This is a genomic window from Candidatus Devosia phytovorans (assembly GCA_029202405.1).
GTDB lineage: Bacteria > Pseudomonadota > Alphaproteobacteria > Rhizobiales > Devosiaceae > Devosia > Devosia phytovorans.
Window position 1 is genome coordinate 2,704,319 of record CP119312.1, and the last position, 13,113, is coordinate 2,717,431.

The 13,113-nt window shown below is 62.8% G+C and carries 15 protein-coding genes; 10 read left to right on the plus strand and 5 right to left on the minus strand.

Features of this window, described 5'->3' with window-relative positions; genetic code table 11:
* The first annotated feature begins 33 nt into the window (after window positions 1–33).
* On the plus strand, window positions 34–369 hold the full coding sequence (locus tag P0Y65_13375) for a metalloregulator ArsR/SmtB family transcription factor (GenBank protein ID WEK03190.1): 336 nt from the start codon (window positions 34–36) through the stop codon (window positions 367–369).
* Complete coding sequence (locus P0Y65_13380; GenBank protein WEK03191.1) at window positions 366–833, plus strand: SRPBCC family protein; 468 nt, start codon at window positions 366–368, stop codon at window positions 831–833. The genes P0Y65_13375 and P0Y65_13380 overlap by 4 nt, the downstream gene beginning before the upstream one ends.
* A 7-nt stretch (window positions 834–840) precedes the next feature.
* On the opposite strand, the gene P0Y65_13385 is transcribed toward P0Y65_13380, so the two are convergent.
* Entirely contained in the window at window positions 841–1,776 is a 936-nt protein-coding gene (locus P0Y65_13385; protein ID WEK03192.1) for an AEC family transporter, read from the minus strand.
* A gap of 173 nt (window positions 1,777–1,949) precedes the next feature.
* On the opposite strand from P0Y65_13385, the gene glpD reads away from it, so the two are divergent.
* Window positions 1,950–3,446 carry a glycerol-3-phosphate dehydrogenase gene (glpD, locus tag P0Y65_13390; GenBank protein WEK03193.1) on the plus strand — a complete coding sequence of 499 codons (1,497 nt, stop codon included), beginning with the start codon at window positions 1,950–1,952 and terminating at the stop codon, window positions 3,444–3,446.
* 24 nt (window positions 3,447–3,470) lie between these two features.
* Window positions 3,471–4,958 carry a glycerol kinase GlpK gene (gene glpK / locus P0Y65_13395; GenBank protein ID WEK03194.1) on the plus strand — a complete coding sequence of 496 codons (1,488 nt, stop codon included), beginning with the start codon at window positions 3,471–3,473 and terminating at the stop codon, window positions 4,956–4,958.
* 116 nt (window positions 4,959–5,074) lie between these two features.
* Here glpK and P0Y65_13400 read toward each other — a convergent pair whose 3' ends face one another.
* A complete protein-coding gene (locus tag P0Y65_13400; protein WEK03195.1) occupies window positions 5,075–5,581 on the minus strand; it encodes a CAP domain-containing protein in 507 nt (168 codons plus the stop codon).
* Window positions 5,582–5,672: 91 nt separating this feature from the next.
* Between P0Y65_13400 and P0Y65_13405 the strand changes: the two genes are divergently transcribed.
* Entirely contained in the window at window positions 5,673–6,107 is a 435-nt protein-coding gene (locus tag P0Y65_13405) for an EamA family transporter (protein WEK03196.1), read from the plus strand.
* Between the two features lie 6 nt (window positions 6,108–6,113).
* On the opposite strand, the gene P0Y65_13410 is transcribed toward P0Y65_13405, so the two are convergent.
* Window positions 6,114–6,962, minus strand: a complete 849-nt coding sequence (locus P0Y65_13410; GenBank protein ID WEK03197.1) for an aminoglycoside phosphotransferase family protein — start codon at window positions 6,960–6,962, stop codon at window positions 6,114–6,116.
* Window positions 6,963–7,177: 215 nt separating this feature from the next.
* Between P0Y65_13410 and P0Y65_13415 the strand changes: the two genes are divergently transcribed.
* Window positions 7,178–7,360: a hypothetical protein gene (locus P0Y65_13415; protein ID WEK03198.1), complete on the plus strand. Its 183-nt coding sequence runs from the start codon at window positions 7,178–7,180 to the stop codon at window positions 7,358–7,360.
* A gap of 17 nt (window positions 7,361–7,377) precedes the next feature.
* Here the strand turns inward: P0Y65_13415 and P0Y65_13420 are convergent, their stop codons facing one another.
* Together P0Y65_13420 and uxaC are read right to left on the minus strand one after the other, a co-directional pair.
* Window positions 7,378–7,563, minus strand: a complete 186-nt coding sequence (locus tag P0Y65_13420) for a 2TM domain-containing protein (protein ID WEK03199.1) — start codon at window positions 7,561–7,563, stop codon at window positions 7,378–7,380.
* 195 nt (window positions 7,564–7,758) lie between these two features.
* Window positions 7,759–9,162: a glucuronate isomerase gene (gene uxaC, locus P0Y65_13425; GenBank protein ID WEK03200.1), complete on the minus strand. Its 1,404-nt coding sequence runs from the start codon at window positions 9,160–9,162 to the stop codon at window positions 7,759–7,761.
* Window positions 9,163–9,377: 215 nt separating this feature from the next.
* On the opposite strand from uxaC, the gene P0Y65_13430 reads away from it, so the two are divergent.
* The 4 genes from P0Y65_13430 (at window position 9,378) to P0Y65_13445 (ending at window position 13,103) form a co-directional block, all read left to right on the plus strand.
* On the plus strand, window positions 9,378–9,542 hold the full coding sequence (locus P0Y65_13430) for a hypothetical protein (GenBank protein ID WEK03201.1): 165 nt from the start codon (window positions 9,378–9,380) through the stop codon (window positions 9,540–9,542).
* Between the two features lie 53 nt (window positions 9,543–9,595).
* A complete protein-coding gene (locus tag P0Y65_13435; protein WEK03202.1) occupies window positions 9,596–10,270 on the plus strand; it encodes a response regulator transcription factor in 675 nt (224 codons plus the stop codon).
* On the plus strand, window positions 10,260–12,725 hold the full coding sequence (locus tag P0Y65_13440; protein WEK03203.1) for an extracellular solute-binding protein: 2,466 nt from the start codon (window positions 10,260–10,262) through the stop codon (window positions 12,723–12,725). Before P0Y65_13435 ends, P0Y65_13440 begins: the two co-directional genes overlap by 11 nt.
* A 210-nt stretch (window positions 12,726–12,935) precedes the next feature.
* On the plus strand, window positions 12,936–13,103 hold the full coding sequence (locus P0Y65_13445; protein ID WEK03204.1) for a hypothetical protein: 168 nt from the start codon (window positions 12,936–12,938) through the stop codon (window positions 13,101–13,103).
* Window positions 13,104–13,113 lie beyond the last annotated feature (10 nt).

Sequence of the window (13,113 nt, forward strand, 5' to 3'; positions counted from 1 at the left end):
TGCACTAAGTAATCCGGTGTGATACTTAGCCTTATGGAACACTATCAAGACTATCTCAATGGCATTTTTCAGGCGCTGGCCGACCCCACCCGCAGGGCGGTGATCGGGCGGCTGGGGCGCGGACCGGCGAGCGTCGGCGATCTGGCGGAACCCTTTGACATGGCCCTGCCCTCGTTCATGAAGCATATCCACATGCTGGAGGAGACGGGGCTGATCCAGACCGAAAAGGTGGGACGGGTGCGAACCTGTTCGATCGACAAGCTGAGGCTGGCGGCGGTGGGCGGCTGGCTCGAGGAACAGCGCGCGATCTGGGAGGGCCGGACCGACCGGCTGGAGCAGTTCGTGACAGAGGCGAGGAAGAGCAAATGACACTGGACCCGGAACGCGATCTCGAAGTGACCCGCGTGATCAAGGCGCCGCGCGACAAGATCTGGGCGGCCTGGACCGATGCCGCCAGCTTCGAGAAATGGTGGATCCCGGCGCCGATGCTGTGCCGGGTGGTGGAGCTCGATGTGCGCCCGGGCGGCGCCATGGTAACGCAGATGAGCGATGGCGAAGGGCAGGCCTTCGTGCCGCATATGGATGCCTGCTACCTCGCGGTTGACGAGGGTCGGCGCATTGTCTTCACCAATGCGCTGACCGGCGGATATCGGCCGGCGGCGCAGCCGTTCATCACCGGCGTAATCACGCTGGAAGATCATGCCGAGGGGACATTCTATCGGGCGCTGGCCATGCACAAGAGCCCCGATGATCGCAAGACGCATGCCGACCTGGGGTTTTATGACGGCTGGGGCACGGTGACGGCGCAATTGGCGGCACTGGTGGAGGGGTAAATCCCTCCTAAAGCGCCAGCAGATAAAGCCAGCCGGAAATGGTCAGGGCCGAGGCCATGGTGGCGATGAGGATGGTGTTGGCGGCGACGCCAGCGCCGCGATTGTAGTAGGTGGCGAAGATATAGACGTTGACGCCGGCCGGCATGGCCGAGAGCAGGATGCCGTAACGGGCGATGTCCATGGGAACATGGAAGACCCAGATCATCAGTACATAGGCGATGGCGGGGTGGATGATCAGCTTGATGAAGGAAGCGACGAGCGCCTGCTGCCAGCTTTCACCCAACTTGAATTCATAAAGCGCGCCGCCGATGCCAAAGAGCGCGGCGGGGACGACGGCCGAGCTCATCATCACGAGGAAAGCCTCGGCAGGTTCGATCAGCTGCAGGCCGGCGAAATAGCCGATCATGCCGGCGGCAATGCCCCAGATCAGCGGATTGGACGCGACACGGCGGACGGCCGTGATGAGCGTCGGGCCGAGTGGCTTGCCGTCGCGCTTGACCAGTTCCATCGTCACCATGCCGATGGTGAGCAGGATCGCGCCATGCAGGCCAATGATGGAAAGCGTGACGGGCAACGCCTCGTTGCCATAGGCGCGGCTGATGATGGGCAGGCCGACGAGCACGGTATTGGTGAAGGTGCCGGAAAAGCCGACCGATACCCCCTCCCCCGGCGTGTTGCCAAAGAAGCGGATGGCCACGACGATGCCGATGACGAAGCAGATGAGCGCGCCGATGTAGAATGGGCCGATAATCGACAGATTAAAGGCCGAGCGTAAATCGGATGTCACAAGGGAGTGGAAGAGCAGGCAGGGCGTGGCGAAATTGTTGACGAAGGCAATGAGGCTCTTGATGCCCTCGGCCGGGAACAGACGGTAGCGAACTGCGCAATAGCCGAGCGCCATCAGCGCGAAAATCGGCGCTATGACATTGAGGATGGCGAGCATGGGCCGGAGCAATCGGGAAGAGAGAGACGCTTTTGCCTAACCCCATGTCGCGCAAGGGTCAATGCGCAACTGGTATGGTAGATGACGCAATTGGCCTCGCCGCAAAACGAAACCATATTCCTTCTCAAGCGAAATCTAATCGCGTATAAACGAAACCTACAATGGAGCAGGTCATGGCGGACAGCGAGAGCGTCGACATCTTTGTCATCGGTGGCGGCATCAATGGCGCGAGCGTGGCGCGCGATGCGGTCGGGCGCGGCTATACGGTCGCGCTGGCGGAGATGAACGACCTCGCGAGCGGTACGTCTTCGGCGGCGACCAAGCTGGTGCATGGCGGGCTGCGCTATCTCGAGCATTATGAATTCCGGCTGGTGCATGAGGCGCTGGCCGAACGCGAAGTGCTGTGGGCGGAAGCGCCGCATATCATCAAGCCACTACGGTTCGTGCTGCCGCATCACAAGGGGTTGCGGCCGGCCTTCATTCTGCGCACGGGCCTCGCCATGTATGACTATATGGGCGGACGCCGGCTGCTGCCGGCGACCAAGACACTGGACCTGACCAAGCACGAAACGGGCAAGCCACTAAAGCCGGGCTACCGGCTGGGGTTCGAATATTCGGACTGCTGGGTGGATGATGCGCGCTTCGTGGTGCTCAACGCCCGCGATGCGGCGGACAAGGGCGCGGCTGTGCATGTGCGCACCAAAGTGACCAGCGTGCGGCGCGATGCTGGCGGCTTTGTCGTCGAACTGGATGGCGAGGGCGGGCGGCAGACGGTGCGGGCCAGGCTCGTGGTCAATGCGGCGGGGCCATGGGTCGACCATGTCATCACCGGCGCCATGGGCAAGAATGGCGCGCACAATGTGCGGCTGGTCAAGGGCAGCCATATCGTGGTGCGCAAGCTCTATGACCACGACCGCTGCTATATTTTCCAGAATGCCGATGGGCGCATCATCTTTGCCATTCCCTATGAGGACGACTTCACGCTGATTGGCACGACCGACCAGGATTATGAGGGCGATCCGAAGGATGTGAAAATCTCCGAGGCGGAGACGGATTACCTGCTGAGTGCGGCGAGCGAGTATTTTGCCAAGCCGGTGACGAAGGATCAGATCCACTGGACCTATTCGGGCGTGCGGCCGCTGTTCGATGATGGCGCCAGCGCCGCGCAGGAAGCGACGCGCGACTATGTGCTGAAGGTCGATGGCGATGTGGCGACGGGCGCGGCGATCAATGTGTTTGGCGGCAAGCTGACCACGTCGCGGCGCCTGGCGGAATCGGTGCTGGAAAAGATCGAGGGCGTGCTGGGCAAGAAGGGCGCGGCATGGACCAAGACCAGCCGGCTGCCGGGCGGCGATTTCGAACCGCTGGCGTTTGACGCGGAAGTGCGGCGGCTGGCCAAGGATTATCCGCAGATGCCGGCGGGTCTCATCAAGCGCCTGCTGCGGCTCTATGGGTCGAAGGCCCGGGTGTTGCTGGGGGATGCCAAGAGCACGGACGACCTGGGGCAGAATTTCGGCTGGGACCTTTATGCGGCCGAGGTGGTTTATCTGGTTGAACAGGAATGGGCGCGCACGGCAGAAGATATCCTGTGGCGGCGCACCAAGCTGGGGCTGCGCGTGGGGCAAGAAGATGCCGCGCGGCTGACGGGGTATCTCAACAGCCGCAAGTAAGACGGCAAGACTGGAGGGGAAGGCATGAGTAAATTCATTCTGGCGATCGACCAGGGCACGACGTCGACACGGGCGATCGTGTTCGACGACAAGCGCGCCATCAGGGGTGTGGGCCAGAAGGAGTTTACGCAGCACTTTCCGCAGGACGGCTGGGTGGAGCATGACCCGGAAGAAATCTGGGACTCGACGGTCTGGTCGATCCGGACAGCGTTGAAGGAGGCCAAGGTTGAGGCTGCGGCCATTGCCGCGATCGGCATTACCAACCAGCGCGAAACGACGCTGATCTGGGACCGAAAGACGGGCAAGGCGATCCACAATGCGATTGTCTGGCAGGATCGGCGGACGGCGAGCTATTGTGCCAAGCTCAAGAAGGCGGGCCACGAAAAGCTGGTCACCAGGAAAACCGGGCTGCTGCTCGACCCGTATTTCTCAGGCACCAAGGTCAAGTGGCTGCTGGACAATGTGAAGGGCGCGCGCAAGCGGGCGGGCAAGGGTGAGCTGGCGTTCGGGACGGTGGATAGCTTCCTGATCTGGCGGCTGACGGGCGGCAAAAGCCATGTGACCGATGCGACCAATGCCGGGCGGACGCTGCTGTTCGATATCGCCAGGAACCAATGGGACAAGGAGATGCTGGCGCTGTTCGACGTGCCGGCGGCCCTGCTGCCGGAGGTCAAGGATTGCGCAGATGATTTCGGGGTGACCGAGGAAAGCCTGTTCGGCGCCGAAATCCCGATCCTCGGCGTGGCGGGGGATCAGCATGCGGCGACGATCGGGCAGGCCTGTTTTGCGCCGGGCATGCTGAAATCGACCTATGGCACGGGGTGTTTTGCGCTGCTCAATACCGGCGCGGACATGGTGCGGAGCAAAAACCGGCTGTTGACGACGATAGCCTATCGGCTGGATGGCAAGACCAGCTATGCGCTTGAAGGCTCGATCTTCATTGCCGGGGCGGCGGTGCAGTGGATCCGCGACGGGCTGAAGCTGGTGAAACATGCCAGCGAGACCGGGCCATTGGCCGAGAGCGCCGACCCGAGCCAGAATGTCTATATGGTGCCAGCCTTTGTCGGGCTGGGTGCGCCTTGGTGGGATGCCGAGGCGCGGGGCGCCATCTATGGGCTGACGCGCAATTCGGGGCCGGCAGAAATCGCCAAGGCGGCGCTGGAGGCGGTTTGTTACCAGACGCGCGACCTGCTCGAAGCCATGCGCCGGGACTGGAAGGATGCCGGCGACACGGTGCTGCGCGTTGATGGCGGCATGGTGGCGAGTGACTGGACGATGCAGTTTCTGGCCGATGTGCTGGATGCGCCGGTGGACCGGCCGGTGATCCTCGAAACCACGGCACTGGGCGCGGCGTGGCTGGCGGGATCGCGGGCGGGCGTGTGGCCGGGCATGGACGAGTTTGCCAAGAGCTGGGCACGCGATGCGCAGTTCAAGCCAAAGATGGACGCCGGCGAGCGCAAGCGGAAGATCAAGGGGTGGGACGCAGCGGTGAAACGTACTCTGACGGCCTGAGGCGAAGACGAGTCTTGGCGGATACCCCCTCCTATCCTCCCCCTGATAGGGGGAGGGACAGATAGCGTTTGGGGCACTTTCTCGGCCACCAATTGGCCGATCATCGCTTTCCTCGCCTAATACACCCGCCAGGCGTCATAGCTTCCGCCGGCGATCATGGCCCAGTAGAGCTTGCCGCTTGGGGCGCGGGTGGCGGCGAGGCCGAATTCGACGAAGCGGGTGCTGAGCAGCGTGTTGCGATGGCCGGAGGAATTCATCCAGCCGCCGATGACGCCTTCGAGATTGGTATAACCCTTGCCGACATTTTCGCCCACCGCGCCGAGATAGCCGGCTTCGGTGACGCGCTGGCGCAGGGTCACGCCCAGGTCGTGACTCATGGTATCCTTTTGGGCCATCAGCCGCGCCTGCGAACGGGCGGCGGCTTCGAGGTTGCTGTTGTAGGTCCATGGCGGGGCGCCATTGGCGCGGCGCACGGCATTGATGGCAATGAGGATTTCGTCGTCGCTCAGGGTCTCGGGGGAACTGGCTGCCGATTTGGGCAGGACGGGGATGGTGGTGGTGCAGGCCGCCAGAAGCGTGGCGGCGCCCATAACGATCAGGCTACGGCGCGTAAGTGATGTCATGAGGCGATTCCGTTCGGCGCGATTGCTATGGTGAGCCAATGGGAGGCTATTGAGTCGGTGCCGGTATGGCGCGGGGAAGGTAGTGAGGCAAATGAAGTTCGTGTGGGATAGCTGGCAATTCTGGGCATTGTTGTCGGCGGGCTTTGCCGCGTTGACCGCCATCTTCGCCAAGGTGGGTATAGAAAACATCAATTCAGACTTCGCAACGCTGATCCGGACCGTGGTGATCCTGCTGGTGCTCGGCGGCATTGTTGCGGCGACCGGCCAATTCCAGCCGCTCGACAGCATCGCCAGCAAAACCTGGCTGTTCCTGATCCTCTCGGGCTTTGCCACCGGCGCGTCATGGCTCGCTTATTTCCGCGCGCTCAAGATCGGCCAGGCAGCGCAGGTGGCACCAGTCGACAAGCTCAGCGTGGTGCTGGTCGCAGTGTTTGGCGTGATGTTCCTCGGCGAAAAGCTCAGCCTGCCCAATTGGCTGGGCGTGGCCATGATCATGGGCGGCGCGGTGCTGGTGGCTTGGCGCTAGGTGAGGCTAGGCCTGGTCGTAAGCACTCAGCAGGTGTGGCAGGCAGGCGAGTTGGGTGGTGATGGGCCGCTCAGCGGCCAAGTCCCAGCAAGCCGAAAGCGCGGCATGGGCGGCGGCCCAGCCGAGGATGCGCTTGCGCGGATAGGCGAGACGCTCGGCGAAGGTATCGGCGCGAGCGGCGATGCGGCGCGGATCGGCCGCGATCTGCAGGCCATTGAGCGGGTTGATGAAGATATTGGCGACTTCGTAGGCCGGATCGCCAAGCAGGCCCTTGGGATCGATGGCCAGCCAGCCGCGGTCGGATGACAGGATATTGTCGTGGTGCAGATCGCCATGCAGCGGGATCTGGGCGCTGGGGCGATCGAAGAGTTTCAGCGCAATGCCGGCGGAGCGGGCATAGAGATCGCGCGCCGTATGCGGCCAGGCGCGAACATCGGTATCGAACAGGGTCTGGAAGCGGTCGCGCAGCGGTTCGAGGCCCTGGGGCGGTTCGGCGCGGGGGCGGTGCAGATTGGCGACGAGGGTCGCGGCGGCGATGGTGGTTTCGTCATCCTTGCCGGCGCGGGCGGGATCGCCCAGCGTGCCGCCGTCGAGCCATTCCATGAAGATGGTGTCGCCATGCATGTCAAAGACCGTGGCAGCGCCCTCCCCGTCATACCAGTTCAGCAGCAGGGAGCCACGGCGTTCTTCGGGCGCAGACTGGGGCTTGAGGATTTTCAGCGCGGCGAAGTTGCGGCCATTCTGCTCGACGCGGAAGATCCAGCTCGTGGCGGTTTCGGCCACGGGCGTCGACTTGGTGAGGGACCAGCGGATCATGGCACGGCTGAGCGCGGTTTCGACGGGCGACTGATTCATGACGTCCATTAGAGCAGAAGCCGCGTGTTGTTTCGACATGTGCCCGCACATGACCGGTAAAGTTGATGAAATGGTGGCAGTAACGAAACAGAAAGCGTGTTGGTTGGGATTATCGAAACCTTAACAACAGGAAGGTCTGGGCCAGCAAGGCTTCGTTACTTTTGCCGATGCAACATGGGCTTAGCGAAACAAGACCCGAAAGGGAGGCGCTTGCCATGACGCATCAGACCTATAGCCGAAACCGCGACGCCACACGCTTTGCGGATATCATTGCCCGCGATGAGCGTAATCCAACGCTGGGCCGGCAGGTGATGAACGGCATTGGCGGATTGCTCGCCCTGCTGGCGCTGGGCGTGCTGATCGTGATGATCGTGCTGTTCAAGTCGCCGTCGCTCTGAAGCGCGTCGCTGTCGTCTCAGGCGCGGGCGCCGAAATACCAGTGCGCCAGTAGCCCAATGCCCCAGCCGAGCAGGACCCAGAGGAACCAATAGGGTTCTCCCGTCCACAGATTGATGATGATGACGACGATCATGGCTGGCACGAAGACCATGGCATGAATGCGGAAGCCCTGCTGCCTATCGGCCAGAGACAGGTTCTTCATGACGTTCTCCCGAATGACCCAAAACAGATGCAATGAAAACGCGGACACGGCATTACGCGCAGACCGTGATCTGCACGTGCTAAAATAGCATTTTTTGCCGGTTTTCCGCCAGTCTTGCCAAATTACTGACAGACCTCAAAACCTGTTCAGACCATCTGTGCGGACAATGCATCCGCACAGCCATTCGGGGCGACGCTAGAGCCGATAGGCGTCCTTGGCGGCCTGGTAGCTCAGGTGCTTTGCCAGGTCGCGGGCGGTGGATTTGGATATCCGGTTTTCGCCGACCCAGCGACCGAGAAAGCCGCAGACCTCACGGCGCCAGACGTCGTGGCGAGCGGGGATGGAGAGCAGCGCGCGGGTGTCGTCGTTGAAGCCGGCGAGATTGTAGAAGCCGGCAGATTCCACCACCTGATCGAGATAGCGGCGAATGCCCTGCGGACTGTCGTGGAACCACCAGGGCGGGCCGATCATCAGCGAGGGCCAGAAGCCGGCCATGGGCGCCAGTTCACGGGCATAGTTGGTTTCGTCGAGGGTGAAGGCGATGAGCCGCAGATTGGGCTCGTTGCCATAGCGGGCGAGGAGCGGCTGCAGGCCATCGACATAGTTGACGCGACTGGGGATATCGGCGCCGAGATCGGCACCGCGCTCGGCGAGCAGGGCTGGATCGGTATTGCGGCGGGCGCCGGCATGGAGCTGCATGACGAGACCGTCTTCGACCGAGAGGCCTGCCATTTCCGTCATCATCTGGGCGCGGAACAGGTCGGCATCCTCTCCGCTATATTGGCCGGTGAGAAGACGATCGAGCAGGGCCTGTTTTTCGATGGGGGCAAGGTCGGCGGTCAGGGCGCTGGGCACGCCGTGATCGGTCGCCACGGCGCCGAAGCGGCGGAAATATTCGCGACGCTGGCGATGAGCATTAAGCAGGCCGTCCCAGCGGGTGATATTTTCGCCGGTCAGCTCGGCGAACTGCTGGATGCGTTCGAGCCAGCCGGCGCGCTCGGGATTGGTGACATCGTCGGGGCGATAAGTGGTGCGGACCCGGCCGAGATAGCCGTCGGTCTCCATGGTCTGGTGGTGGATCAAGGGATCGAGCGCGAATTCGGTGGTGGTGATGACCTCCACCTTCGCCTTGTCGAGCAGGGCGCGCGGCAGGAGTTCGGGTGTCGCCAAGGCTTGGTCGATCGTGTCGTAGATCGCGTCTGCCGTGTCGGGCGAGAGCTCGTCCTTGATGCCGAAGGCCCAGTCGAGGGAATGGTCGATCCAGGTCTTGGACGGGGTGCCGGCAAAGAGATGGTAATTTGCAGCAAACAGGCGCCAAGCCGCCCTGCCCTCGGCGACGGGCTTTCCGTCCTTCCGCGGCACGCCCAGATCGTCATAACTCAGGCCCCGGCTGCGCAGCATGCGAAGGACATAGTGATCGGGGGTCAGAAAGAGCGCTGCCGGGTTGGAGAAACGGCCATTGCCGGCAAACCAGGCCGGATCGGTATGTCCATGCGGGCAGATCAGCGGCAGGTCGCGCACATCGGGATAGAGCTCGCGCGCGATGGACTGGGCCGGCTCGGAGGCGGGGAACAGACGGTCTGGATGCAAATGGGTCATGCAGCGGTTCTGCCATGATCGGGAGCAGAGATCAATCATCTTCCATACAAGATTTGACTGCGTAAAGTTTTATGTAAATTAACCGCGAATCCCGGATGGCGTTCGCCGTTTCATCGGGCAAGGTTAGGCTGTTCCGGCGGGTGAGAATCAGCACAACGCGGCTGCCCAAAACTCTGGCAAAGACCACGATTTTGACCGGTTAAGGGGCTGAGGCGATGACTCATATCGAAACCAGTGAGAGTGCTCGGATCGAAGCGGCGCGGCAGATTGCCCGGCGCGACGGCCATGTACAAAATGCGCAGGTGATGCTGGCAGCGGCGGGCATTGCCGCCTTTGGCATCGTGGCGGTAGCCACGGCGATGCTGACCACGATCCTTTAGACAGCGCTTCGGCAAAACCTTATGGTGCCGCCAGGGAATGAAACCGGCGGCTCATGCGAATACTGCTTGTCGAAGACAATGAAGACCTGGGCGAGGCGCTGGAAAAGCGCCTGCGCAGCGCCGGACATTCGGTGGAATGGGTCAAGGATGGCAATGACGTCGTGCCGGCGGCCGAGGGCGATGATTTCGACGCCCTGGTGCTGGACCTGATGCTGCCCAATCGCGACGGCATCGGCCTTATTGCCGAGTTGCGCCGCCGCAAGTTCAACGCCCCTGTTCTCGTCATCACCGCGCGGTCGGAGATCGATGACAAGGTGAGCCTGCTCGACCTTGGCGCGGACGATTATCTGGTGAAGCCATTCGACCTGCGAGAGCTCGAAGCGCGCCTAAGGGCGCTGATCCGGCGGACGGGCGGGCAGACGACCAGTACCCTAGCCGTGGGTAATCTCGAAATGGACCTAGCCGGGCTCAATGCCAGCGTGGGTGGCAAAATGCTGGAACTGGGGCGGCGGGAATTCCGGCTGCTCGAAATTCTCGTCACCAATGCCGGCAAAGTGGTGCCCAAGGAGCGGCTGATGAACCAGCTGTTCAATTTTGACGAGGCGGTTTCGGTCAATGCGCTGGAGCTGCACATCTCGCGGCTGCGCAAGAAGCTCGAAGCGGCCAATGTCGAGATCGGCACGGTGCGTGGCGTGGGCTATGTCGTGCGTTCGCCCAATGGCGGGTAAGTCGTTTTCCATTCGCCGGCGCATCCTGGCGTTGGCGCTGGCGCTGCTGCTGGTGGCGGCGGCGGTGCTGATCATCTTCATTCGCGACTATTCAGAACGAGCGTCAGACCGCGCGTTCGATCGGCTGCTGGCGGCGTCGGCGCTGACCATTGCCGGCGCAGTGCAGGTGGAAGACGACACCGTGACGGTCGAATTGCCCTTTGCCTCGTTCGGCATGTTTTCGGGGCAGGACCGGGTGTTCTATGCGGTGGAAAATCCTCGCGGCGGGGCGGTGACGGGCTATGAGGACCTGTCGCGCATGCTGCCGGAGATGACGGCGGCGGGACCGGTGTTCCAGGACGCCATCTATCGCGACGAGCTGGTGCGGGTGGCGAGCGTCGGGCGGCTGACCTCCTCGGGCAGCGACACGGATTGGGTGACGATCCATGTGGCGGAAACGCAAACGGAACGCGAGGCGCTGGCCTGGGAGATTCTTTCCAATGCCATTGTGCCGGTGGTGGCGCTGACCGTTCTGGCGATTGCGCTGGTGTGGTTCGGCATCGGGCGGATGTTTTCTCCGCTCTATCAGCTGGAGCAGGAGCTGCGCGGGCGAGCGCCGGATGACCTGTCGCCGCTCGATGTGCCCGTGCCGGTGGAGGTGAGCCATCTGGTGAGCGCACTCAATGGTTTCATGACGCGGCTGGGCAGCGCGGTCGAGCGGGTGACGGGGCTGGTGGCCGAGGCGGCCCATGAGGTGCGCACGCCGCTGGCATCGCTGATGGCGCAGGCCGAAGTCGCGATGGACGAGCAGGACCCGGAAGCTTTGCGCCGGCGCGTTGGGCGCATCCATCAGGGCGCGGCACAGGCGAGCCAATTGGTGACGCAGATGCTGATGGAGGCGACGATCAGCCACCGACTGGAAAACCAGGAGGTGGACACCAGCATTTTCGGCGTGGTGGTGGAGGAGGTGCGGCAGCGGCTCGACCCAGACCTTGAGGGCCGCGTGGTGGTGGGGCTGGCCGATGCCGCGAGCGTGGCACAGATCCGTGGTGACCGCGTGGCCTTGCGCGAAATGGTGCGCAATGTGGTGGACAATGCGCTGGTCTATTCGGAGGGGCCGGTGGAGATCGGCGGGACAGTTGGGGATGGGATGTTGACGCTGACAGTGAGCGACCGGGGGCCGGGCATTGCCGATGCGGAAAAGCCGCTGGTGCTGGAGCGGTTCAGGCGCGGTGCGGGGAGCGCCGCCAAGGTCGGGTCGGGGCTGGGGCTATCCATCGTCAAGCGCGTGGCCGAGGCGCATCGCGGGGCGCTGCGGCTGAGGGATCGCGATGGTGGCGGGCTCACGGTCGAGATCGACCTGCCGCTGGTTGGGCGCAATGCGCGCGTCGAGCAATTGCGCAGGGCGCTGGGATCGCTGTCGGCGCTGGTGATCTGCCTGCTGCTGGTGGACCCGCACGCGGCGCAGGCGGCTTCCACCAACTATCCGGCGCCGGACGGGAGCGTCGACACGGTCTTGTCGATTGCCGGGGTGACGCATACGCCGCTGTTTGCCGAATTCATTGCCGGCTTCCAGGCGATCCACCCGGATGTGGGCGTAGTCTATGAGGAGACGGATTCGCTGCCGCTCTATGATCGCTATCTGGCGGGGGATATAGCGCCGCAACCGGACCTGCTGATCAGTTCTGCCTCGGACCTGATGATCAAGCTGGCCAATGACGGGCATGCCATCGCCTATGACAGCCCGTATCTGAGCGCCCTGCCCGACTGGGCGCATTGGCGCAACGAGGTGTTTGGCTTCACCTTCGAGCCGGCGGTGATCATCTACAACCCGGACCGGATCGCGGCGGATGAAGTGCCACGTACGCATCTGACGCTGGCGGAAATGCTGGAGACGCAGACCGAGCGGTTCCGCGGGGCGATCGCCACTTATGACATTGCGCTGTCGGGCGTGGGCTATCTGCTGGCGTCGCAGGACCAGGTGATCTCGTCCAACTTCTGGCGGCTGGCGGCCGCCTTCGGGCGGGTGAATGCACAGTTCTCGGGGTCGAGCCCGGCTATCCTCAATGGGGTGGCCGATGGGTCGCTGGCGCTGGGCTATAATGTGCTCGGGTCCTATGCCTTCGAGCGCAAGGCGGCGGGAGCCAATATCGAGATCGTGGTGCCCGATGACTATGTGCTGGTGCTGACCCGGGCTATGCTGATCCCGCGCGATGCGCCGCATCCCGATCTGGGGCGTGCCTTTGTCGATTTTGCCCTATCGCCGGAGGGACAGGCGATTGCGGCAGGCTCGACCGGGCTTGGATCGGTGGCCGAGGGCACAGTGGGCGAATGGACCGCAGAATCCATCGCCGCCCGGGGACGCGGGGTAATCCAGCCAATCCCTCTGGGGCCGGCGCTGATGGTTTCGCTGGATCAACAGCGTCGCAAACGGTTCCTCGACAGCTGGGGCGAGATTGTTTCGCCCAAACCCTAGATGCCAGCCATGCTTCTGACGCATGAATAAGACCTTTGTCTTACTCAGGCCGGTCATTTGCAGTGTTTTTTATCACTCCATCAGTATTGCCTGCAGTGAGCGCATGGCTGGAGTGAGTTTTATCCCCTAGCAGATTGGTCGGGTTGGGCCCATCTACCCAGTCATGAAGCGACGAGGCAATTCGGCCTGGTCTTCAGAGGAACTTGGAAAATGAGCACCCCGCGCAAGTCTATCTTCGCGACCCTTGGCACTTTCGTTGAAGTCTTCGGCAGCGCTGCTGCCGTGTCCAACGCCGTCGAGGCTGGCCGTGCTCCAAAGGCCAAGCATCTGAAGAGCCTGGGGATCGATCCTGCGTCCTTCCGTTCGATCGGTCGCTAACTCGGGATCG

Coding starts and splice junctions, on each gene's coding strand:
- P0Y65_13375 (WEK03190.1), top strand. CDS start 34: ATGGAACACTATCAAGACTATCTCAATGGCATTTTTCAGGCGCTGGCC.
- P0Y65_13380 (WEK03191.1), top strand. CDS start 366: ATGACACTGGACCCGGAACGCGATCTCGAAGTGACCCGCGTGATCAAG.
- P0Y65_13385 (WEK03192.1), bottom strand. CDS start 1,776: ATGCTCGCCATCCTCAATGTCATAGCGCCGATTTTCGCGCTGATGGCG.
- glpD (WEK03193.1), top strand. CDS start 1,950: ATGGCGGACAGCGAGAGCGTCGACATCTTTGTCATCGGTGGCGGCATC.
- glpK (WEK03194.1), top strand. CDS start 3,471: ATGAGTAAATTCATTCTGGCGATCGACCAGGGCACGACGTCGACACGG.
- P0Y65_13400 (WEK03195.1), bottom strand. CDS start 5,581: ATGACATCACTTACGCGCCGTAGCCTGATCGTTATGGGCGCCGCCACG.
- P0Y65_13405 (WEK03196.1), top strand. CDS start 5,673: ATGAAGTTCGTGTGGGATAGCTGGCAATTCTGGGCATTGTTGTCGGCG.
- P0Y65_13410 (WEK03197.1), bottom strand. CDS start 6,962: ATGAATCAGTCGCCCGTCGAAACCGCGCTCAGCCGTGCCATGATCCGC.
- P0Y65_13415 (WEK03198.1), top strand. CDS start 7,178: ATGACGCATCAGACCTATAGCCGAAACCGCGACGCCACACGCTTTGCG.
- P0Y65_13420 (WEK03199.1), bottom strand. CDS start 7,563: ATGAAGAACCTGTCTCTGGCCGATAGGCAGCAGGGCTTCCGCATTCAT.
- uxaC (WEK03200.1), bottom strand. CDS start 9,162: ATGACCCATTTGCATCCAGACCGTCTGTTCCCCGCCTCCGAGCCGGCC.
- P0Y65_13430 (WEK03201.1), top strand. CDS start 9,378: ATGACTCATATCGAAACCAGTGAGAGTGCTCGGATCGAAGCGGCGCGG.
- P0Y65_13435 (WEK03202.1), top strand. CDS start 9,596: ATGCGAATACTGCTTGTCGAAGACAATGAAGACCTGGGCGAGGCGCTG.
- P0Y65_13440 (WEK03203.1), top strand. CDS start 10,260: ATGGCGGGTAAGTCGTTTTCCATTCGCCGGCGCATCCTGGCGTTGGCG.
- P0Y65_13445 (WEK03204.1), top strand. CDS start 12,936: ATGAGCACCCCGCGCAAGTCTATCTTCGCGACCCTTGGCACTTTCGTT.